General features: G+C 67.5%; 20 protein-coding genes. 6 read left to right on the forward strand and 14 right to left on the reverse strand.

The window, feature by feature from the left end; all coding sequences use genetic code 11:
* Positions 1–292: 292 nt before the first annotated feature.
* From LFM09_RS03505 to LFM09_RS03520, 4 genes are all read right to left on the reverse strand, one after another.
* A complete protein-coding gene (locus LFM09_RS03505) occupies positions 293–1,087 on the reverse strand; it encodes a hypothetical protein (protein WP_414094771.1) in 795 nt (264 codons plus the stop codon).
* Positions 1,084–2,562, reverse strand: a complete 1,479-nt coding sequence (locus LFM09_RS03510; RefSeq protein ID WP_414094772.1) for a hypothetical protein — start codon at positions 2,560–2,562, stop codon at positions 1,084–1,086. Before LFM09_RS03510 ends, LFM09_RS03505 begins: the two co-directional genes overlap by 4 nt.
* A gap of 148 nt (positions 2,563–2,710) precedes the next feature.
* Positions 2,711–3,295, reverse strand: coding sequence for a hypothetical protein (locus tag LFM09_RS03515; RefSeq protein WP_414094773.1), 585 nt, complete (start codon positions 3,293–3,295; stop codon positions 2,711–2,713).
* 8 nt (positions 3,296–3,303) lie between these two features.
* On the reverse strand, positions 3,304–3,441 hold the full coding sequence (locus tag LFM09_RS03520; RefSeq protein WP_414094774.1) for a hypothetical protein: 138 nt from the start codon (positions 3,439–3,441) through the stop codon (positions 3,304–3,306).
* 148 nt (positions 3,442–3,589) lie between these two features.
* Between LFM09_RS03520 and LFM09_RS03525 the strand changes: the two genes are divergently transcribed.
* Positions 3,590–3,913, forward strand: a complete 324-nt coding sequence (locus LFM09_RS03525; protein ID WP_414095151.1) for a WhiB family transcriptional regulator — start codon at positions 3,590–3,592, stop codon at positions 3,911–3,913.
* Between the two features lie 27 nt (positions 3,914–3,940).
* Here the strand turns inward: LFM09_RS03525 and LFM09_RS03530 are convergent, their stop codons facing one another.
* The 4 genes from LFM09_RS03530 to LFM09_RS03545 form a co-directional block, all read right to left on the reverse strand.
* Positions 3,941–5,608: an SWIM zinc finger family protein gene (locus LFM09_RS03530; RefSeq protein ID WP_414094775.1), complete on the reverse strand. Its 1,668-nt coding sequence runs from the start codon at positions 5,606–5,608 to the stop codon at positions 3,941–3,943.
* Positions 5,609–6,030: 422 nt separating this feature from the next.
* Entirely contained in the window at positions 6,031–6,624 is a 594-nt protein-coding gene (locus LFM09_RS03535; RefSeq protein ID WP_414094776.1) for an alpha/beta fold hydrolase, read from the reverse strand.
* Positions 6,625–6,641: 17 nt separating this feature from the next.
* The gene (locus LFM09_RS03540; protein WP_414094777.1) at positions 6,642–7,646 is read right to left on the reverse strand and encodes an NADP-dependent oxidoreductase; all 1,005 of its coding nucleotides are present in this window, start codon (positions 7,644–7,646) and stop codon (positions 6,642–6,644) included.
* 1 nt (position 7,647) lies between these two features.
* On the reverse strand, positions 7,648–8,196 hold the full coding sequence (locus tag LFM09_RS03545; protein WP_414094778.1) for an SDR family NAD(P)-dependent oxidoreductase: 549 nt from the start codon (positions 8,194–8,196) through the stop codon (positions 7,648–7,650).
* Between the two features lie 123 nt (positions 8,197–8,319).
* Between LFM09_RS03545 and LFM09_RS03550 the strand changes: the two genes are divergently transcribed.
* The gene (locus LFM09_RS03550) at positions 8,320–8,916 is read left to right on the forward strand and encodes a TetR/AcrR family transcriptional regulator (RefSeq protein ID WP_414094779.1); all 597 of its coding nucleotides are present in this window, start codon (positions 8,320–8,322) and stop codon (positions 8,914–8,916) included.
* Between the two features lie 125 nt (positions 8,917–9,041).
* Here LFM09_RS03550 and LFM09_RS03555 read toward each other — a convergent pair whose 3' ends face one another.
* Positions 9,042–9,401, reverse strand: coding sequence for a hypothetical protein (locus LFM09_RS03555; RefSeq protein WP_414094780.1), 360 nt, complete (start codon positions 9,399–9,401; stop codon positions 9,042–9,044).
* A gap of 165 nt (positions 9,402–9,566) precedes the next feature.
* Here LFM09_RS03555 and LFM09_RS03560 point away from each other — a divergent pair, with 165 nt between their 5' ends.
* Together LFM09_RS03560 and LFM09_RS03565 are read left to right on the forward strand one after the other, a co-directional pair.
* Entirely contained in the window at positions 9,567–10,880 is a 1,314-nt protein-coding gene (locus LFM09_RS03560; protein ID WP_414094781.1) for a metallophosphoesterase, read from the forward strand.
* 308 nt (positions 10,881–11,188) lie between these two features.
* Complete coding sequence (locus tag LFM09_RS03565; RefSeq protein ID WP_414094782.1) at positions 11,189–11,761, forward strand: GNAT family N-acetyltransferase; 573 nt, start codon at positions 11,189–11,191, stop codon at positions 11,759–11,761.
* Here LFM09_RS03565 and LFM09_RS03570 read toward each other — a convergent pair.
* Both LFM09_RS03570 and LFM09_RS03575 read right to left on the reverse strand, forming a co-directional pair.
* Positions 11,758–13,929 carry an esterase-like activity of phytase family protein gene (locus LFM09_RS03570; RefSeq protein WP_414094783.1) on the reverse strand — a complete coding sequence of 724 codons (2,172 nt, stop codon included), beginning with the start codon at positions 13,927–13,929 and terminating at the stop codon, positions 11,758–11,760. The genes LFM09_RS03565 and LFM09_RS03570 overlap by 4 nt on opposite strands.
* 162 nt (positions 13,930–14,091) lie before the next feature.
* Complete coding sequence (locus tag LFM09_RS03575; RefSeq protein WP_414094784.1) at positions 14,092–14,577, reverse strand: MarR family winged helix-turn-helix transcriptional regulator; 486 nt, start codon at positions 14,575–14,577, stop codon at positions 14,092–14,094.
* A gap of 64 nt (positions 14,578–14,641) precedes the next feature.
* Between LFM09_RS03575 and LFM09_RS03580 the strand changes: the two genes are divergently transcribed.
* On the forward strand, positions 14,642–16,105 hold the full coding sequence (locus LFM09_RS03580; RefSeq protein ID WP_414094785.1) for an LLM class flavin-dependent oxidoreductase: 1,464 nt from the start codon (positions 14,642–14,644) through the stop codon (positions 16,103–16,105).
* Between the two features lie 50 nt (positions 16,106–16,155).
* A complete protein-coding gene (locus tag LFM09_RS03585) occupies positions 16,156–16,644 on the forward strand; it encodes a hypothetical protein (RefSeq protein WP_414094786.1) in 489 nt (162 codons plus the stop codon).
* On the opposite strand, the gene LFM09_RS03590 is transcribed toward LFM09_RS03585, so the two are convergent.
* The 3 genes from LFM09_RS03590 to LFM09_RS03600 form a co-directional block, all read right to left on the reverse strand.
* On the reverse strand, positions 16,641–18,722 hold the full coding sequence (locus tag LFM09_RS03590) for a M6 family metalloprotease domain-containing protein (RefSeq protein WP_414094787.1): 2,082 nt from the start codon (positions 18,720–18,722) through the stop codon (positions 16,641–16,643). The two genes, LFM09_RS03585 and LFM09_RS03590, sit on opposite strands and share 4 nt — an antisense overlap.
* 62 nt (positions 18,723–18,784) lie before the next feature.
* Positions 18,785–20,131, reverse strand: a complete 1,347-nt coding sequence (locus tag LFM09_RS03595) for an ATP-binding protein (protein WP_414094788.1) — start codon at positions 20,129–20,131, stop codon at positions 18,785–18,787.
* Entirely contained in the window at positions 20,128–20,796 is a 669-nt protein-coding gene (locus LFM09_RS03600; RefSeq protein ID WP_414094789.1) for a response regulator transcription factor, read from the reverse strand. Before LFM09_RS03600 ends, LFM09_RS03595 begins: the two co-directional genes overlap by 4 nt.
* Positions 20,797–20,831: the final 35 nt, after the last annotated feature.

A 20,831-nucleotide genomic window follows, 5' to 3' on the forward strand; every position in this document is an offset into this window, starting at 1 on the left:
ACGGGTGTTCGTCGTGCCTACGACCTGCCGACGGCCCGGCAGGATCACCGAGAAGATGAGCTTGATCAGTACCGACTTGCCACCGCCGTTCTCCAGGAACAACACGGTGGCCGGCGACGGCCGTCGCACGGTGCTCGATTCATCGTCCGAGAACAAGCTCGTCTGCTTCGCAGGTTTGGGCACAGGCAGCCCCACGCCACGAAGGTCGAGCACGATGTCCTGGTACCGGGCGGTGGCCGGACCGATCGCATGGAGTCGCACCCTCGTCAGCTCGTACACAGTGGACTCCTCCTCAAATCGACTCGGTGGACGTGGTGTGCAAGCTGCCGGTCGAGTCGGTGATGGACACGACGCCAAGATCGAGGAGGTCGTTGAAGGCGCGCTCCGCAGCCAGCTCACGAACCTGGATCTGGTAACGGGGAGTGGTGCGGTAGGTGCCTCCCTGTTCGCCGTTCACGAACGTCAGAAACCCTTGTTCGGCAAGGAACTTCAGTGCCTTCGTGATCATGCCGCGGGTCGAGTCGGCCGTCAGCCGGTTGTCCTTGGTGGCGACGACCTCTGGTCGCCGCATGTATGCACGCCAGGCCCGTTCGAGTTCAGGCGCATCATCCAGTGGATCCTGGTTCTCCTCCGCCGCACGGGCCCGCTCGTCGAGCATCCGGCATGCCTCACGCAATACTCCGTCGATCTGTTCGACCGACACCCTGCCGACGTAGGTGTCTTCAGCCAGGTCGTCAGGTCGAGGAAACGCCAGCGCGGCAACAGCCAGGTGGATGAGGCCGTGCAGCACCTTCTGCACCCCCTGCCGCTCGCCGGTGAAGGCTCGCCTCGAGTAATCCTCCATACGCATTTCGAAGACGGAGTCGTCCGTGGCGGCCAGCACCGTGCCGGTTCGCGGATCCACATCGAGGACAAGCAGGCCCATTCCCGCCGCGACGGCGTGCACGACGTCCTTGAACTCGTCGTCCTCACGAAAGCGCCGCACCAGCTCCGCATACACCGCGTCTCGCATCGGCAGCTGTTTCGGGCGTAGCCCCAAGGTCACGAGTCTTGCGGCTGCCTCGGCATCCAAGGCGGAGATCGTCATGCCGCACCACCTTCCTCGTTCCCGGCCCCTGCCACCCGCGCCTGGACCACCACGAGATCCGCGCCGCCGAACTCCACGTCGTCAAGCGGTGTGCCGTCGTCAACCGCGACCAAGAGCAACTCTTCGCCTTGGATGCGCGCGCTGCTGACCTCTGGCGAGAAGGCGTGCAGGACGCGCAGCGCCACCAGCTTCGGCAGGTCGGGGTCGATCTCCCTGGCTTCGTCCAGCAAACCCGACAACCGTCGTGGTGCACCGTCAAGGGCAAGCAGTCCTTCTGACTGCTGCCAGTGCTCCTCGGTGTAGCGGTCGGCATCGGATGGCGGGGCAAGGTCAAGCTCTGGCACTTCGCCGACCAGGTGCTCACGTTCTGCCGAAGGGACCAACAACATCTGCACGAGAGAGCTGAGTCCGGGCGCACTCGGGACCTTCACACCGGCACTTGCCTTGAAGAACACATCGGTCGGCCCGGCGGCGTCAGCCAGGGAAAGTTCAAGGCTCGGTACGAGAAGCTGACCGAACAGGTCGACGGCTGACCGTCGCACCGTCCCGGCGAACTGCTGCCGGTCCTGCTCGGCGCGAAACGTCGCTCCTGCCTCCAGCAGTCTCGCCTGGAGCTGGGTGTGCCTGCGGATGCAGTCACGAACGATCTCGACCAGCTCGGCAGCACGCCGCTTTCGATCGATGTCCTCCGCGTCATCGCGCGTAGCCGTGATGTTCTTCAGAATCGCGTTCTCGGCGCGGAAGCGACCCTGTATGTGCGCGAGCGCATCCTCAATGAGGTCAGGAACCTCGTGCTCCCAGTCGACCGCGCGTACATCACGTCTGGTCGCATCGAGCTTGCGCCGCAACGTCTCCGCGTACTGAACGGTCCGATATCGAGCCTGCTCCGCAGCCAGCCTGGCATCCGACAGCCGGCCACGTTTGATGAGGTTCTCGAGCTTGACCTCGGCGGCGATCTGCGCCGACTCGACGTCGGTGTCGAGCGCACCGACCAGGACGTTGATCGCCTCATCGCTGGCTCGCAGGTAGACGTCGCCCTCAGGCGACATCAGTTCGATGAGCAGCTTGAAGTCGAACGAACGGCGCTGGTACACGCCATCACTGCCGAGTACACCGTAGATCGACCGGAATCCTCGATCCGTCGTACCGACATTGATCAAGTTGTCGAGCACCCAACGAGCGATCTTCTCGTGCTCCGCACGGCCACGCTCGGGCGCCTGAGCCGCGACGAACGGCAGCAATCGAACCACGACCTGGTCATGGTCGGCACCGCGATCGAAATCCATCGCGATCGTGACCTGGTCGATCGCCTGAAGTGCGATCTCCGCCATTTGATAGACATCAGCGTCCGCCAGTTCAAGGCGACCCTTACGTGCGTCCAGACCATGAAGTGGTGCGGTACAGGCGAGCGCTTTGAGGCGTCTCGACAACGCCTCGTCCTGGTCGCCCACTATCGCGTACTCCCCACCGGCCATAGCTCGACCATATGCGTGAGCACCGACTTGTTTGCCCCCGAAGACCTTCAAACTCACCTGTATGGACCAAAACCATTCGTCAATCCGGTCACCCTTCGTGGTGAGGCACAGACCACGGCGTTTGTGCCCCACCACGATCTGAGGTCAGTTACGCCGCGTGCGGCAGCGTGCCTGACAAGAAGTTCACCAGGCGGCTCTCCGCCTGCGCCAGTTGCCGACGCACCAAGTAAGGCGAAAGGCCCCGCTTCTCGGCCAAGCGCGAGGTTCCTTCACCGTCGAGGCGCGCTTCCGCGATGAGCCCCGCCTCCTCGTTGCTCAGCACGCGGTCACGCACGGCACGTGCGAGAACAAGATCAGGATGCCCACCTGCACGCGGCTGGTGCCTCGCGATGGTTGTCTCGTTGTAACTGCCACTGCGACCGTTGAGTCGGTCCGCGTTGATCCGCGCATCATGGCCGTACCTACGCGCCATAAAGAGCAGCGACGAGTAGACCGTCGGAGAATCCGCCTGAACCGAATTGAGTGCGTACAGGACTCCTTCGACAATCTCGGAGTCGAAGTCGGCGATGTCACCCCGGAAGCTGCGCGCAGCCGTACCAGCGATCTTCTTGAGCGCCGGCATCATCATCCCCATGGCCACCGTGATCCACGGTTCAGGCTCTGTCTGTGCCCGGCGGACCAGCTCGGCCCACACCGCGTTCTTCGCAGGCCACACCGTCTTGCGCTTCAGCAACAGAATCCTCAGCTCATCGAGCGGGGTTGCGGCAATCCGTACCCGATCGCGCAGCCGTCCAGCGTCAGTGGCTGCGGAGGTGCGGCCAGCTCGTTGAACTGACGTTCAACGGCCTCCAACGTCGTGGGCCGCAGACATTCGCGCATCAGCACTTGCTCCTTGTCGTTTGAGTGCGAGACACCCCCAAATACGGCACCAAACCACCGGATCATGAAACGAATCACCGGATCGAGTGGCTGAGGTTCGGCGTGTCGCACTTGACATGCAAACGGAAGGAAAATTCCTGTGAACAGGATGCAACAACGGTTGATCAACGTGCCCGAATGGCATGAGTTCGCGGCATGCCGGAGCCGACAGGATCTGAATTGGATCGAGGCCTGGCCAGGGGACGACGCCGAGGCGTGCAAGGCGGTGTGCCGATGCTGCCCGGTCCGCCTGATTTGTGCGATCACGGCACTCTCGGCGGCGGAGCAGGGAGGCGTGTGGGGAGGCTTGGACGCAGATGACCGAGCAGCATTGGCACGAGAGTCCGGTCAAGGCTCGCTACCGGACCTACCTCCGCAGGGCGAGGCGCGGGACCGTGCTGCTGCCGCCCCGTCGCTGGCGGGCATTGCATAGCCGAGTTTCCCTTCCACCGTCGTGACATCAGGGCAGGCGGGCCCGGTCGAGTTCCTCACGCAGAGCCCGCTTGGCACGGTGGCTGTCGCGCAGGGCAGCCATGTGGTTCCCGAACTCCTCGTCGCTGCCGCAGCGGGTGAACAGCGACCTGGCATCGACCAGTAGGCGGGCTGCAGACCGGTAGGAGTCGCGGTTGCGGACCTCGATCGCCTGGTCGGCGGCGCGTAGCAGGATCGGGATCGCGTCGGCCGGGTGCGTCGCGGCGCGGGCACGCGCGAGGCGGAGCCATAGGCCGTCCGTACAACCACCATCGACTGCGGCCTGCCAGGCGGCATCGACCTCGTCGTCGCTCAGCAGGATCTCGACGAGCGTCGAGCGGCCCGACGACCAAGACTCCTTGGCGGGCGGCTTGTCAGCGAGGAAGGTGCGTGCACGATCCCGCCAGGGTGGAAAGCCCTCGGCCGTGGCCTGACGCAGCGCGCGGTAGGCCTCCAGCGAGGGACGATCGGTGAAGTTGGCCCACAGCATCTCGCCTGCCTGGTCGCGCCGACCCGCACGCACGTGGATCTCGGCAGCCAGACTACGCAGGCGAAAATCGGGTGCGAAGTCGGTCAGGCCGCGTTCCAGCCAGGTCAGCGCCTCATCGTCCCGGCCGTCGGCGCACAGCCGCTCGGCGATGCGCAGCATGTCGTAGGAGCTGGCCACGTCTCTTGCCAGCACCTCGATCAGCCCGTCCGCCCCGCCGGACGACTCCGCCAGGTTCTCCATGAGGTGGGTGATGATGAATCGGCCGCCGCTGTAGTCGTTCGGCTTCTTCGGCGGCAGCTTTCGCCACGCCTCCTCGACGAGTTCGCGGTAGCGGGCCAGGCCTGGCGCGCCGAGCACCTCCTCGTACTCGGGCAACACGTCGATGAACACCTCGTGGTCGCTGCTCACCGCACGCGTGACGAGACGCCCGGCCAGTTCGACGGGGTCCGGAGAGCCCATCTCACACGCCGCCAGATGGATCTCTTCTACGCGGGCGATCGCCTCGGAGAGCCCACCGTCGGAGTCGTCCACCCGCTCGGCGGACGACTCCAGCAGTTCCAGCGCGTACTCGGCGAGGGTGATCGCGGCATCGGGAAACCCAGCGTCAACCAGCCGCTCGACCTCATCCAACGCCTCACCGACGTGCAGGAAGTAGCCGTACGCCGCGCCGTAGTCCACGAAGTCCGGGATATCGATGGCGCGTTCCAGACGGGCTCTGATGTCCCGGTCATCGAAGGCGTCCTCGTCGCCTGCCGCGGCAGCGAGCCGGGCGCGCAGTAGCCGGTCGGACTTCGCGGCCGTCATCAGCTGATCGATCAGCCACTCCTGGTCGCGGCCGCGCAGGAACAACCGCAAGCGCTTGTCCGACAGCGGTTTCGGCCGTTGCTGCCCGACCTCACCACCGTGGTCCAGCCACGCCAGCGAGGCGGCGACGCAGTGTTTGCAGAACACGCCGTCAGACCCATATGGGCAAGAGCACCGGCCGCTCAAGCCCGCCGGTGTGACGTCGAGCCGCACCCGATACGTGCGGGTGCCGTCGACCATGGCGGTCACGGTCGATCCGTCCACCGTCACCCGCCGAACCTGACCGGCCGCGAAGTACCGCTCACCTCGCTCGAACGACCTCGCGTCGGTCAGCTTCCGTACCGCACTCTTGCTCACGACCACGGCAGGGCATCCTGCCAGGAACCGCGCGCCGTCGAGTCGGAGAGCTACAGGCGCTCGCGAGTCGGCGTTGAAGGTCAACGAACCGTAGTGACGGCAACCATCAGGCCGATCCGGCGATCGTCAGCCTCCATTGTGTCGGCACCGCGCTGTGGGTTCATCCGAAGTTGCCCGACTACGCCCATCAAGTGACATTAGGTGCTCCACGACGAGGCGTCCCATCAAGAAACCCCTGGTCGGAGCTGTTCCCATCTGCTGTGTGCCCTGCCGGGGCACCGATTTGATCAAGCTTTTCTGCAGGTCAGGATAGTTGCGCTCGGTAGCGATAGGTCGCTACCGAGCATATTTTTGCTGGATGACGTGCGCAGGTTCACGCCGTCCAGGTCTGCCGATCAGCGGCAGACCTGAGGAAGAACAGCATCCAGTCACGATTCGAGGAACGTCAGAGCTTCGGCGACGAACTCGTCGTGGTACTGGAAGATGCCGCCGTGTCCGGCGTCGGGGTAGAGCGTGAGCTGGGCGTTGGGCAGGCGCCGGGCCAGATCTGCGGAGTTGCTGCTCGGCACCATCCTGTCGTGGTCACCGTTGGCCACCAGGACCGGCTGCTGGATGACTGTCAGGTCGGAGGGCTGCTGACGTCCCCAGTTGTGGATGGCCTTGAGCTGGTTGCGGAACGCCCTGACGGAGATCGGCTTGTCGCGGTTGTCCGTTCGTTCCTTCAGCCGGTTCACGAACTGCCGGGCCGTCGCCTTGCCGTTGGCCGTCCGGGTGAAGAAGAGGTACTCCTTGGGGTCCTTGAAAGTGAATGCGGCTTTCACGCTGTCGAGCAGAGTGATCGGCGTGACCTTGTCGATGCCGTCGACGACGCGGGGATCCCAGTTGTCCAGCACCGCGGCCAGGTGGTTGAGAAAGATCACCGGCGTGCCGCCGACCGGGCCGAGTTCCCGGTAGGCGAACGTCTCTCCGCCGATGTCGATGGTCTTGGTCGGTGTGTCCTTGTAAGCGGTGATCACGGTCATGATGTCTCCTCAGGTTTCTACTTGACCTTGATGACGACCTTGCCCTTGGCGCGTCCTGTTTGGACGTACGTCATGGCTTCGTTGGTCGACTCGAAGGGGAAGATCCGGTCCAGGACCGGCGTGATGATCGCGGCGTCGATGAGGGAGGTGATCTCGCTCAGTTGCTTCCCGCTGGCTCGCATGAACAGGAACGAGTAGCTGACCTGGCGACGTCGGGCCGCCTTCCTGATCCCATGACTCAGGACACGCGTGATCGGCCGCAGGACCCACAGCTTGCCGATCTCCCTGGCGAAGGCGGGGTCCGGTGGGCCGGAGATCGAGATGAGCTTTCCGCCAGGCTTCAGCACGCGCAGGGACTTCTTGAGCGTCTCGTTGTCGAGGCTGTTCAGCACCACGTCGTAGTCGTGCAGCACGGTTTCGAAGTCGTCCTTGCGATAATCGATCACGACATCGGCGCCGAGCCGCTTGACCAGATCGACGTTGGTCGCGCTGGTCGTCGTGGCCACCGTGGCGCCCAGGTGTTTCGCCAGCTGGATCGCGAACGTGCCGACGCCGCCGGCACCGGCGTGGATGAAGACCTTCTGCCCCTTGCGCAGGTCGGCGATCTCGACCAGCGCCTGCCAGGCGGTCAGGCCGACCAGCGGGACGGCGGCCGCCTCCTCCATCGTGAGTCGCTTCGGCTTCAACGCCAGGTCGTCCTCGTTGACGGAGATGAGCTCCGCGAAGGTGCCGATCCTGTCCTTGTCCGGTCGCGCGTAGACCTCGTCGCCGGGCTTGAACTTCCGCACCCCGGCACCGATCCGGATCACAACACCGGCGACGTCGTTGCCCAGGATGAACGGCGGGCGGTAGGGCAGGACGAGCTTGAACTCCCCGTCCCTGATCTTGGCGTCCAGGGCGTTGACGCCCGCGGCGTGGATCTGGACCAGCACGTCGTGGTCACCCACCGCCGGCTCCGGCATGTCGCCGGCCCGAAGGGTGTTGCCGCTCTTCCCATAGCGATCGACGATGAACGCCCGCATGTCAGCCCACCGTCCTGTTGAGCTTGCGGACGCTCCTGTCGAAGACCCACGCGGGGGCGACGCGGCGAAGCACACTGACGCGCGCAGCGGTCGAGCCTGCGGTGTAGCGCCGCTTCGGATCGGGGTCAGTGGCCGCCGTGGCGATCACCCTGGCGTCGAACGGGGTGTTGATGGGACCGGGCTGGACACGCAGGACTTGGATGCCGTGTTCGCGGACCTCGTGGTCCAGTGACTCGGAGTACCCCTCGACCGTCTGCGCCTGAGCCACGGAGATCTCCTCCGCGGCACCGTTGGCGCCGACTCCGGCGTTGTTCACCAGGACGTCGAGGCGCCCGAAACGTTCGAGCACCTGCCCCACGACGGCGCTGACCGACTCGTCACTGGTGACGTCGAGGTCCAGGAACGTCACGCCGTCGCTGGGGGTGATCCTCGAGGTGTCCCGACTCGTGCCGACCACGCGGAAGCCGGCGTTCGCAGGCGCGAGCGTGGCCGCCTTTCCGATGCCCGACGACGCGCCCGTCACGAGCGCTGCAGGCGGTGCTGTTGTCATCGTGGCCTCCAGCCATTGGATTACGATCGTACGACCATAAGATGAGACGGGGGTCCAGAGCAAGAGAACCGGCAGATTTAGATTATGATCGTACTAACATCGGGGCGGGCAGCGGAGGAGCACATGGCGCGATACGGCAAAGAGCACAAGCTGGCCACGAGACAGCGGATCATCGAGACCGCGGGCCGCCGGTTCAAGCGCAGCGGCATCGACGGCTCCGGGGTCGCCACGCTCATGGCGGACGCGGGACTGACCAACGGCGCCTTCTACGCGCACTTCGAGTCCAAAGAGGACCTGGTCGCCACCGCGGTCTCCGACCAGCTGCGCGACCAGCGTGAGCAACTCGCGGCCGTCGCACCCGGCCGCGCCGGAGTGGAGCAGATCGTCCGCGCGTACCTCTCCCCCGAGCACCGCGACAGTCCGGAAGAGGGCTGCCCGTCCGCGGCCCTGCTCGACGAGATCGGCCGGTGCGGGGACCCGACCAGGCAGGCCTACACCGACAGCGTGCTCGCGATCATCGACGATTTCGCCGGCCGCCTCGCACCACATGATCCGCAGTCGGCTCGCACCACGGTTCTCAGCGTCTACGCCCTGATGGTCGGCACGTTGCAGCTGTCACGTGCTCTGACCGACCGGCAACTCGCCGACGAGCTCCTCGAGCAGGGCATCCGCAACGCGCTGGCGCTACTGGACGGTGAAAGTGCTGCCTCCAGGAAATGACGAAGTCACGTAGCCGCGTCGCGGACTTCGAGCGGCGACGAGATCAAGCTGTTCCCGTCGGCAGTCCTCGTTTCGCAGTCGCAGTGGATCTCTAGCCGAAGCACGTTGACGCGTTCGACCGGTGCTCAGTCGACGCGGGCCGTGCCGAGCCGGCTGACCATCGTCGGATCGCGATGGTCGAAGAACATCGACCTGCCGGTGTCCAGCGCGGCGATGTGGGTCATCTGCTCGTCGGTGAGCTCGAAGTCGAACGCGTCGAGGTTCTCCGCAACGCGGTCGGTGCGCAGCCGTCTGGCCCGAGTCGTCGATGTCCCAGCCACCGCGGTGGCCGCGGTGACGCGGTTGCCTCGTCCCGTTCGCTCGTCCGGTGCGCCACTGGCCACTCCGCCCAGCGGCGGGGTCGCGGCCAGCCCGGCTGCGCCCAACAGGAACCGGCGGCGCCCACGATCAGCGGCGCTGTCGCTGGAGGCGCTCTGGCGGGCCACGTCATGTCCTCACGCTCGACGCTTGACGATCCGCGGAAGACCCGGCGAGGGAGGCACTGCTTATAGGGGTACTAGCAGTGACTGCCAGCCCGCTGGAAACCGCCGTAGCGTCGCCGATGGCAGCGGCGACCGTCTCCTTTGACCCGAAGTTGAGGCCATACCGGCGTGATCATCGTTCAGATTCTCGTTCTCGTAGTGCTGGTCGGCGTGTTTGGTGCGTTGCACTGGTATCTCTGGCGTCGCCTCGTGCGCGACACCACCGCTGAAGGCTCGGCGTGGCGTCGCGCCGGCACCGTCGTGGTTGTGGCGGGTGCGGTGCTCGGCCTGGCCGCGGTCCGGGACGACATGCCGGGGTTGCCGTTCGCGTGGGAGAGCGCCGTGGACTGGCCGGGCTTCATGTGGCTGGCCCTGTTCCTGTACCTGCTCCTGGCGCTGGCGGTGGGTGAGGCGGTCAGGCCGGTGCTGCTGCGGTGGTTGGTGCGCCGCGATGCCCGCCTGGCAGACGCGATGGCAGCGGCCTCAGCGCCGAAGACCGTGGCACGCCAGAGCGAACTGGTGTCGGCGGGTGTCTCCCACCCCGACCCGGCACAGCTCCCGAACGCCGCAGCGACAGAACCCGAGGCCGGCCCCAGCGGTCTCGCCTCGCCTGCGCTGCTCTCACGGCGCCGGTTCGTCTCACGGGTGGTGGGTGGTGCCGCAGGGGTGGTCGCCCTCGGCACGACCGGTTACGGCACCTACAACGTCCTCGCCGGTCCGCAGATCAAGCGGCTCACCATCCCGCTGGCCAAACTGCCCCGGACAGCGCACGGGTTCCGGATCGCGGTCGTCAGCGACCTCCACCTCGGCCCGATCCTCGGCCGCGACTTCAGCCAGCGGGTCGTCGACACGATCAACAGCACCCAGCCCGACCTGATCGCCGTCGTCGGAGACCTCGTCGACGGCTCGGTCACCGACCTCGCCTCGGCGGTCGAGCCACTCGCAGATCTGCGGGCACGGCACGGCTCCTACTTCGTCACGGGCAATCACGAGTACGTCTCCGGCGCCGCGCAATGGGTGGAGAAGGTGCGCGAACTGGGGCTGCGCCCGCTGGAGAACGCCCGCACGGAGTTGCCAGGCTTCGACCTGGCCGGGGTCAACGACGTCACCGGCGAAAGGGAGGACCACGGTCCGGACTTCGCCCGCGCCCTCGGCGACCGCGACCGGTCCCGCACGGCGGTACTGCTGGCCCACCAGCCCGTCGTGATCGACGACGCGATGAGCTACGGCGTGGATCTGCAGCTGTCCGGCCACACCCACGGCGGGCAGATGTGGCCGGGGCAGCTGCTCGCCGGGCTGGCGAACCCGACCGTCGCCGGTCTGGAGCGCTACGGCGACACCCAGCTCTACGTCACCCGCGGTGTCGGCACGTGGGGACCACCGGTGCGGGTCGGCGCGCCCTCGGACATCACCATCGTCGAGCTCGCCTCGACACAGGCGTGAACTGCGGAAACGGCGGTGAGGGGTACTGGCAGAGTCTCCCCGCCACCACGGCGGGCACCTGCTGTGAAGGCATGGACAACCGCACGGAGGTCCGCGAGTTCCTGACCTCCCGCCGGGCCGAGCTCACCCCCGAGCAGGCCGATGTCCCCTCCGTGGGCACCGGACCGCTCGGCCGGCCTTGGTTGTACCGACTGCGCGCCGTCAGGTCTGCATGGTGCCTTGCCTGGGGCACAAGCAGACAAACGCCTGTCGCGCGTTGACCAGGCGCTTGTCGGTCGCTCTTCCGGGGACGGTGCGATCATGAACGGGTGCCTTCCCTGGTCGGACCCGCTGTCCCCGCCGGTGCGCTGCAGAGCCTGAAGCAGCCGGACCTCGACGCTGACGGCCTGGTGCTGCGGCCGTGGCGCGAGAGCGACGCCGAGGCGGTGCAGAAGGCGTTCGACTGCCCCGAAATCCAGCGCTGGCACGTGCGGCGCATGGACTCCCGGGACGAGGCCCGCGAGTGGACCGCTGGCTGGGAAAAGCCCTGGCACGACGAGACCGACGCCAGCTGGGCGATCACCGACGAGGGCGAACCGGTCGGCCAGGTCGGGCTGCGCACGATCTCGTTGTCAGAAGGTTCGGCGCAGCTGTCGTACTGGGTGCTGCCCGAGGCGCGCGGAACAGGGGTTGCGGTGCGCGCGGCACTGGCCGTGACGCGGTGGTCGTTCGACGTCGTGGGCCTGCACCGGATGTTCCTGCAGCACTCGACGGGCAACGCGGCGTCGTGCCGCGTTGCCGCCAAGCTCGGGTTTCGCCTCGAAGGCACGCACCGGAGCGCGTTCCTTCACGCGGACGGGTGGCACGACGTCCACACGCACGCGCGGCTGCGCACCGACTAGATCCGGCCGAGCCTCAGGAACACGGACTCGCCGGGCGCGTCGTCCAGGCCGTCGTTGTCGACCACACCCACCAGGCGCTGGAACGGGCCGTGGCCCAGCACGGCCAGGCCTTCCGGCTTGTCGTGCGCGGTGGCGCCGTCTGCCCTCAAGGCAGGCAGCAGGTCCTTGGCCAAGGTCTTGGACACCAACGGCTTCTCGGCGCCGGCGGCAACCGGCGTCACGCCACGGAGATCAACGCGGTAGACCTTCTTCGACTTGGCCGCGTCGCCGCGCTGGTTGTCGCGTTCCAGGATCAGCAACGTGTGGTCGTTCAGCGCGGTCACCTCGGACAGACCGATCCAGGCGCCTGCCTGTGGGGTGTCGAGCGGGTAGGCGACGAAAGCCCACTCGCCGGTCGCCGGGGTGTAGCGGGCCAGGGTGGCCTGGCCGGGCTTGTCGGCCTTCCACTCCCGTTGCACGGCCAGCCAGACCTGCTCCCCGGCCACGGTCACGCCCTCGAAACCGTTGCTGGTAGCGGTTTTCGCGACAGCTTCCGGCAACGGAACCTCGCGCACGACGGCGCCTGAGGCAGCCACTTCGACGAGCAGGTTCGGCTTCTGCTTGCCGTCTCCTTCCACGGCGAGCCAGTAGCCGCCGCCCTTGCGTGCGGCGATGCCTTCGCCGTCGTAGCCGACGGGCTGACCGTCCTTGGTCAGCGTGAGCTCGCGGCGGACTCGCGCGGGTGCGGAGACGGTGTCGATGGTCAGGATCCGGGTCGGGTTGTAGGCGGCGTCAGTGATGGAGACGACGTCGCGGTAGTTGCCCGGGATGCCGGAAAGTCCGGACAGGGCACCGAAGCCGATGCCGTCGGACACGATCGACGGCGTGCCTTGGTTGTGTGCCAACGACAGCGCCAGTGGCTTGCGGGTCAGGCGGTAGCCGCTGAGCGACGAGCGGATGCCGTCAGAGGCCGCGTCTTCTTCCGCGGAGACCACGAGGGTGCCGGTCGCGGGGATCGGCAGCAGGCCCTCGGGGCCGACGCCGGTGGGCAGTGCTTGCAGGAAGCGGGGTTTGCGCGGGTTGTTCACGTCGTACACGGCGACGAGGTTGGCGCGTTCCATGCCGACGAAGGCGTATCGGTCGTGCCCGAAGGTGGCCACGGCCAGGCCTTCCGGCTCGACGCCCTTGTTGTCCGAGCGGCCGTCCGGGTACTGGCCCTGCTTGATCGCGATCTGGTCGAGCTCGTTGCCCGAGGAGAACACGACGTCGCCGGAGGAGGCGTCGAAGATCGTCCACGTGCGGGAGCCGCCGACGTGGTCGCCCTCGTCGGCGGTGGCCAGCGTGCGGTCGTCCAGCCAGGCGACGGCGTCCGGCTCGCGGGCGGCGGTGATGGTCTCGGTGGGCGCGATCTTGCCGTCGTCCTTCGTGTCGACGCCGCGAACCGTTGCGGTGCCTGCGGAGAAGTGACGGACGACCTTGCCGGAGCGCAGGTCCACGATCGCGATGTGGTTGTTCTCCTGCAACGTGACGGCGACCTGGTTGCGGCCGTTGATGCTGACGTACTCCGGCTCCGGGTCGGACGGCGCCACCTGGGTGATGCCGGTCAGCTCGACCTCGCGCAGCTGCCAGGCGGACGGCGTGCGGCCGGCCAGGTCGACGATCGTCAGATAGCCCGCGGGGAGCTGGGGGATCTCGCCGTCGTTGACGTCCTCGTCGCGCTCGTTCTCGATCGCGATGGCGGCGTAGCGGCCGTCCTTGGAGATGTCGATCGAGTCCGGCTGGCCGCCGAGGTCGTGTGTGGCGACGATCGCGCGTCTGCCGAGGTCGACGACGACCAGCTGGCCGGACGGTTCGGCGTGCGACTTCGAGGTGTTGACCGCGATCAGCGCGAGGCCGCCGAGGATGTCGACCGAGGTCGGCTCGCCGGGCATCGGCAGGACGCCGTCCGGCGTGAGCTTCTGGCCTGCCTTGGCGAACCCGATTCGGCGCGCGGGCGAGTCGGTGTAGACGACCAGCTTGCCGTCCGCGGTGGCGGCGGCGATCTCGGCGGCGGTGTGTTCGGCCGCCGCGCTGTTCCGGAACACCGGCATCGTGTCGAAACGCTGGAACCGCGCGGATCCCGTCGCCGCGGCGGGTGCGGCCGACAGGATCAACACGGAGGCCACCAGGCCTGCGCACAACCGGACCACTGGTCCTCCTCAGGGGCTTGGAGGCGCGCAGTGTGACTGGCGGAGATGAACGTTCTACGAGGCGAAGGTGGCTTCCAGGTAGTCGGTGGTCACCTGATGTGCCGTGGCGAGGTCGCAACGGCCGATGAGGACGCCGCGGCGCTGGGCGATGCGGAGCAGGGACTACTGCGGCGTGCTGGCGGCGATGTCCTGCACGACCTGGCAGGCGTCGCCCACCGGGTCCGCGGCGTTGGCGTGCGCGGCGAGCTTGCAGAGCAACGCCTTCAAGCCGACCTGCTCGTCTGGCGCCAACCCGGCCAGCACGTGCGCCTCGGCCAGTGCCAGCCGCCGGTCGAGTTCGGCCAAGCGGGTCCGACCGGTCTCGGTCGCCACGACGAGGCGGGTGCGGCGGTCGGTCGGCGCCGGTCGGCGTTCGACCAGCGACGCGCGTTCGAGGTCGTCGAGCAGGTAGGTCATGACCGTGCGGTCGATGCCCAGCTGCTGGCAGAGCGCGGACTGGCTTTCTGGCTGGTCACGGGTGGCGGCGGTGAGGATCTGGTAGCCGCGGTGGCCGCCGGGCAGGTCGCCGACCGCCACGTTGGTCGCCTTGATGTAGGCGCGGAAGACCACACCGAGGGTCCAGCCGAAGTCTTCGTCCAGGGCGGTCACCAGGCCAATGATAGCCCGAGCAGAACGTCTGCAACACAGAACATCTGTGTGGCATACTTTCGGCATGCCAGATTACGGCCACTCGCTCGAGTTCGGTGTGTTCCTGCCGCCCGCCGCCGACCGGTTCGCCGACACGCTGCGGCTCGCGCAGGACGCTGACGCGTTGGGACTGGAGCTCGTCAGCATCCAGGACCACCCCTACAACGCGGCGTTCCTCGACACGTGGACGTCGTTGTCGGTCATCGCAGCGTCGACGACCAACGTCCGTGTGTTCCCCAACGTGGCGAACCTGCCGCTACGACCACCGGCGATGCTTGCGCGCGCGGCGGCGAGTCTCGACGTCATCACCGGCGGCCGGGTCGAGCTCGGGCTCGGCACCGGGGCGTTCTGGGACGCCATCGCTGCCATGGACGGGCCTCATCGCACGCCGGCGGAGTCCGTCGAGGCGTTGGAGGAAGCCATCGCGGTGATCAGGGCGCTGTGGACGCCCGGCCGCGGGATCCGGTTGCCCGGCAAGCACTACTCGCTCAACGGCGCCAAGCCCGGACCGTTGCCCGCGCACGACATCGGCATCTGGCTAGGGGCGTACAAGAAGCGGATGCTGCAGCTCACCGGCCGCAGCGCCGACGGGTGGCTGCCGTCGAGCCCGTACGCGCCGCCGGAGCAGTTGGCCGGGATGAACGCGATCATCGACGAGGCCGCGCTGGAGGCCGGCCGATCGCCCGCGGACGTCCGACGGCTCTACAACATCGCTCCCACGTTCAACGCCGAGCAGCTCGCGGAACTCGCGCTGACGCACGGCATCAGCGGGTTCATCCTCATGGTCGAGACCGACGACGAACTGCGCAGGTACGCAGAAGAGATCGCACCGGCCGTGCGCTCGTTGGTGCACAACGAACGCAACGGGCAGGCACCGCAGAAGGCTGATCGTCTCGGTGTGACTCCCACACCGGACAACGGCATTCGTCTGTCAGACGAACGACTGTGGGACGAGTCGCAGCGCCCAAAAGGCCCGGCGCCTGAAGCGGACGCCGTCTACACGGCATCCGGTCGGGCGCTCGGCCAGCAGCTGATCGACGTGCACAACCACCTGCGGCAGGAGCTGAACCAGGTGCGCGCGCTGGTGAAGCAGGTCGCGGACGGCACTCTCGGCGTCGGCGCCGCGCGGTCGGAGATCAACACGATGACCATGCGACAGAACAACTGGACGATGGGCGCGTACTGCGAGAGCTACTGCCGGCTGATCACCGTCCACCACACGCTGGAGGATCGGTCGCTCTATCCGCAGCTGCGTCGAGGTGACGAACGGCTTGGGCCGGTGCTGGACCGGCTGAGCGAGGAGCACCGGGTCATTCACGACGTTCTGGAACGGGTCGACGCCGCGCTGGTGGGTGTGGTCAGTGATCCGAAGAGGATCATCGACCTCCAGGACGCTGTGGACGTGCTCACGGACACGTTGCTGTCGCATCTGTCCTATGAGGAGCGAGAGCTCGTGGAACCCATGGCGCGCATCCCCTATCGCCACTAGTTGATCCAATCCTGGCACGTGGAAGAGCCTGAGGTGCCAGGCTGTCCGCCATGATCGAGACAGCCCGGCTGGCCGGGTTCTTCGCCGCCCACGGAATCTGGTGCGTCTCCGAGGGAGAGACGCTGATCCCGATGCTCGCCTACGAGCACGCCGACGGCGAGCGCGGCATGGACCGGTTGATGCACGACGACTTCGCCGAAGGCGCCCGCGCGGGCCAGGACGCCTTGCAGGACGGCGATCCCAGCTGGATCGGCGCCGTGCTCATCATCGACGGGTACATCCACCTCGACCAGGGCAAGACCGACGCGCTGATCATCGAGGCGGTGCAGTACGGACCGTACCGGCAGACCATGTCGCTGGCGCTGCCCTACCGGCACGCCGGCAACCCTGCCGGTTTCGCCGTGCACAAGCCCAAGTTCATGGGTGTCGAGTGCGGTGATCCGGAGTTCAACGCCATGGGCGAGGGGTTCTTCCAGGGTGTCGCGTCCCACGCGGAAGCTGCCGCCGTGTGGGACGCGCACCTGGACGAGTCGATCTAGCGGGAAGCCGTCACGGTGCAGGTGGCGGTCGCCGACCTGCCCTGGTTCCCCTCGGACACGGCCGTCAGCGTCACCTTCGACGTGAGCGGGCCGCTGTTCCGCAGCGCGTGCACCGGAACCTCGACCCGGCCGCCGAACTTGGCCGTGGCAAGGGCATTCGGCACCGAGACGGACCAACCGGCCTCCGCCTGAGCAGAAACCCGGTACACGTCACCGTCGGTGTACGCGGCGACGGGTTCCGGGTGCTGGCCTCCAGGAGGTGCATTGCGACCGGTGTTGACCAGCGGGAAGCGGCACGTCGCCACGCCGTCCGAGCCCGCGGAGGCGTTAGCAGGCAACACCTGCACGCCACGCTGCTGCGGACCCGCACCGGCCAGAGAGCGGATGGCCACCGTGTAGGACAGCACACCGCGCGAGTCGCGTTGCACGTCCAGCACGTAGAAGTGCAGGCGGTTGGCCGTGTCGACGTACTCGTACTCGCTGCCGGAACCGGTGCCGGCGTGGAACAACGCGTCCGAAAGCTGCCGGTAGTCGCCGATCGTGATGGGCACCCTGGTGCCGTCCGGCAGGACGTAGTCGGTCATGCCGATGTCCTGCGGGTTGGCGTCGACCGCCCACACGAACGGCGCGCTGTCCGCGTTCTTCGTCTTGGCCAGCAACACACCCGCGTCCGGCGTGAACGAGTCCGAGCCCATCCGGTCCACGACCTCGACCGTGTAGTTGTTGTAGCCGCCACCGTCGCAGAACGGGTTGGTGTTGACGTTGCACGACGGCGAGAGGTCACTGCCCATTGCGATGTTGACGCCCGTCAGCCCGGAAGTCCCTGGCTGGACGGCGCGGGCGGTGACCTTCGCGATCACCATCCCGGACTGGGCCAGAGCGTCGCGAGACAGGCGCAGCACGTTGCGCTCGTCCACGATGCCGAGCTTGATCTTGTTGCGCAGCATGTGCTGCGAGCCCATCGACGCACCCGCGGTCGACGGGATGACCCAGCGCGAGTGCGGGCCGCCGGGGCCGTTGAACGAGCCGCGCGACATCATGTCCCAGATGCCGTTGTAGTCGCGGCGCGGCGGGTTGCCGTAGGGGTTGTTGTAGTTGTCGCCGATGCCGAGGATGTGGCTCAGCTCGTGCGCGTACACGCCCTGGCCGGAGCTTTCCGCCTGCGTCGACGAACCACCGCCGGCGTTGGGCCAGAGGCTCGAACCCGCGGCCCACGAAGTCCAGTCCACGTAACGGGTGCGCGACCAGTTCGGCAGCGCCGGGTCCGGTGGGCCGAACGCGTCGGTCACGTCCTCCTTCGTCCGGAACTTCATCATCCCGAACTCCTGCCAGGTGCCGGACTCGTCCTGGCCGGCGGAAAGGTAGAAGACGAAGTCGAACCCAGCGGGCACCTGCGAGCCGACGTCGGCCACCCAGGCTGCGCGGCCGTCGGTGCGGATGTTGCGGTTGCACGAGTCACCGGCCGGGCAGGCGCCGGACTGGAACTCCATCGCGTACTCGTGGTCCTTGCCCGGCATCGCGTACGGGCCGAACGCCTTCAGGTCGACGCCGTAGCGCCCGCCGGAGTCCTCCATCCAGTACTCGTGCAGGGTGTGGCCGCGGTTGAGAGCGTTGGGCCGGTTGAGGAAGTCCTCGTAGAACTTGGCGACCTGGGTACGCGGGACACCACTGGCCTCCGCGCTCGGGTTGCCGAACACCGTGGAGTTCGCAGGCTGCGTGACGACGAACGGCTGGTTCGGGTAGTCCAACAGAACCAGCGCGCCCTTGAAGTTGCGCACCGAACCCTTGCGCGTCGGGTCGGCCCAGTTGGTGCCGGGGACCTTCTTGTAGTCGCGTTCCCACGTCATGTGGTCGGGGTTGACCCAGTTCTGCGGGTCGATCGGGCCGGGGAAGCCGGCGAGCGCCGCCACGCGGGCGGAGTCTCTGGACTGCTGCCACGGCTGTGTCTGCGGCCAGTGGTCCATCTGCCAGTGGTGCAACGGTTCGTCAGGGGCTGCGGCCGAGTTGCCGGCGGTGACCATCGCGATCGAGAACAACGCGGTGACCAGCAGGGCAGGGCGCCGGTGTGTGCGCTTCATCCCATCACCGTGGCGCAGAGCCACCGGCGCCAACACCGTCGAACGCAGAGATCCGTTGCCAGTTAACGGATATCGGGCAGCTCGATGCGAACGGACGCACCGTGCGCGACCGGGATGAAGCGCACCGAACCGCCGTGCACCGCGACGATGTCGGCCACGATCGCCAGTCCCAGACCGGATCCGGGCAGGCCACGGGCGGCGGGAGCGCGCCAGAACCGTTCGAAGGCTGCTTCCCGCTCACCCCAGGGCACTCCGGGACCGACGTCGCTCACGGTCAGCTTGCCGGGCCTGGACCTCACCGTGATGGTGGAGCCCGCCGGGCCGAACTTCACGGCGTTGTCCAGCAGGTTCAGCACGCTGCGCTCCAACGCTCCCGCGTCGCCGAGCACGGACCACTCGCGGCTGTCGACGTCGAAGACGTGGTCGTGGGCCCGGCTCTGCGCCCGGCGGACGGCGCGGTCGACGACACCCGCCATGTCGACGGGCTCGCGCGCCAGCTCGCGATCGTCGCGCGCCAGCACCACCAGTTCGGTGACGAGGTCGCTGAACTCCTCGCTCTGGGCCTGCAAACGGTCGATCACCTCGCGGCGCTGGGGCAACGGGCGCCCGGTGCGTTCGCTCAGCGCCAGCAGGTCGATGTTGGTGCGCAGGCTGGTCAACGGAGTGCGGAGCTCGTGTGCCGCGTCGTTGACGAGGTCTCGCTGGCGGCGCCGGGACTCAGCCAGTGCGGCGGTCATCGACGTGAAGGCGCGGCCCAGACGGCCCACCTCGTCCTGGCCGGAGACCGTGACCGGGGTGGTGAGGTCCTCGGTGCGGGCGATGTGTTCGGCGGTCTCGGTGAGGCGTTCCATCGGGGCGAGGGCGCGACGGGTCAGCCACAGGCCACCGGCGGCGCCCAGCAGCGCGCCGAGAACCGACACGCTCACCAGGATCCCGGCCAGCGCGGTCAGCGTGTCGTCGACCTCGGCGAGGCTGCGGCTGAGGATCAGGACCTCGCCGTTGTCCAGCGGTACCAGCAGAACCCGGACCGGCGTGCCCGACGCGGTCACGCCGTCGCGCAACGTCGTGGTGCTCACCGAGGCGTCGCCGGGGACGTAGACGACCGGGTCGACGTCGCCGGGAGCGCACGTGCTGCCGTCGGGTTCGAGCAGCTGGATGCCTTGGAGCTGCTGCACCCCGCCGCTGGGAGGAGCCTCGCCGCACCGCAGCTTGAACTCGCGCCGCATCCCCGGCTGCGGCGGGCGCAGAACGGGCGGCGGCAGACTGGCCTGCATCGACCTGTCGAGCTGTGCGCGCAGGTTGTGCGAGGTGGCGACCCAGATGACGACGCTGATGCCGGCGATCGACACCGCGACCACGCAGGCGGTGATCAACGCGAGCTTGCCGCGCAGCAGCACCGGGCCTCTCACGGGGCCGACTCGCGCAGGATGAAACCGACGCCGCGGATGGTGTGCAGCAGGCGGGAACGGCCGCCCGCCTCGGTCTTGCGGCGCAGGTAGCCGATGTACACGTCGAGGTTGTTCGTGCCCTGGTCGTGGCCCCACACGGTGTGCTTGAGGTGCTGCTTGGTCAGCACCTTGTCCGGCGCGGCCAGGAACACCGCGAGCAGGTCGAACTCGGTCGGCGTCAGGTCGAGCCGCTCGGCCCCGCGCAGCACTTCACGGGCGTGCAGGTCCATGTCCAGGTCGGCGAACCGCAACGACGACGGCGTCACGCGCCGGCGGTTCTGCTTGAGCAACGCACGGACGCGCGCCAGCAGCTCCTCCAGCGCGAACGGCTTGACCAGGTAGTCATCGGCACCGGCGTCGAGGCCGGTGACCTTGTCCCCCAACGCGTCGCGGGCCGTCAGCATCAGCACCGGAAAGCGTTCTCCGGCCGCGCGCAACCGGCGGCAGGCCTCCGACCCGTCGACGTTGGGCATCATCAGGTCGAGGATCGCCAGGTCCACCCCGGCGAGCAGGCGCAACGCCTCCGCACCGTCCGCGGCGGTCGTGACCTGGTAACCCTCGAACTCCAGGCTGCGCCGCAGACTGTCCCGCACGTCCGGGTCGTCGTCCACCACCAGCAGTCGCATGACAGCGACGGTAGGGCCGAAGTCTGTGAGCCCGC

Origin of the sequence: Lentzea alba, assembly GCF_047445655.1 — a bacterium.
Classification (GTDB): domain Bacteria; phylum Actinomycetota; class Actinomycetes; order Mycobacteriales; family Pseudonocardiaceae; genus Lentzea; species Lentzea alba_A.

Bases quoted from the DNA above. Each gene is read 5' to 3' on its own strand.
- LFM09_RS03505 (WP_414094771.1), bottom strand. From the start codon at position 1,087: ATGACGATCTCCGCCTTGGATGCCGAGGCAGCCGCAAGACTCGTGACC.
- LFM09_RS03510 (WP_414094772.1), bottom strand. From the start codon at position 2,562: ATGGCCGGTGGGGAGTACGCGATAGTGGGCGACCAGGACGAGGCGTTG.
- LFM09_RS03520 (WP_414094774.1), bottom strand. From the start codon at position 3,441: ATGCGCGAATGTCTGCGGCCCACGACGTTGGAGGCCGTTGAACGTCAG.
- LFM09_RS03525 (WP_414095151.1), top strand. From the start codon at position 3,590: ATGCAACAACGGTTGATCAACGTGCCCGAATGGCATGAGTTCGCGGCA.
- LFM09_RS03535 (WP_414094776.1), bottom strand. From the start codon at position 6,624: ATGACCGTGATCACCGCTTACAAGGACACACCGACCAAGACCATCGAC.
- LFM09_RS03540 (WP_414094777.1), bottom strand. From the start codon at position 7,646: ATGCGGGCGTTCATCGTCGATCGCTATGGGAAGAGCGGCAACACCCTT.
- LFM09_RS03545 (WP_414094778.1), bottom strand. From the start codon at position 8,196: ATGACAACAGCACCGCCTGCAGCGCTCGTGACGGGCGCGTCGTCGGGC.
- LFM09_RS03550 (WP_414094779.1), top strand. From the start codon at position 8,320: ATGGCGCGATACGGCAAAGAGCACAAGCTGGCCACGAGACAGCGGATC.
- LFM09_RS03580 (WP_414094785.1), top strand. From the start codon at position 14,642: ATGCCAGATTACGGCCACTCGCTCGAGTTCGGTGTGTTCCTGCCGCCC.
- LFM09_RS03585 (WP_414094786.1), top strand. From the start codon at position 16,156: ATGATCGAGACAGCCCGGCTGGCCGGGTTCTTCGCCGCCCACGGAATC.
- LFM09_RS03590 (WP_414094787.1), bottom strand. From the start codon at position 18,722: ATGAAGCGCACACACCGGCGCCCTGCCCTGCTGGTCACCGCGTTGTTC.
- LFM09_RS03600 (WP_414094789.1), bottom strand. From the start codon at position 20,796: ATGCGACTGCTGGTGGTGGACGACGACCCGGACGTGCGGGACAGTCTG.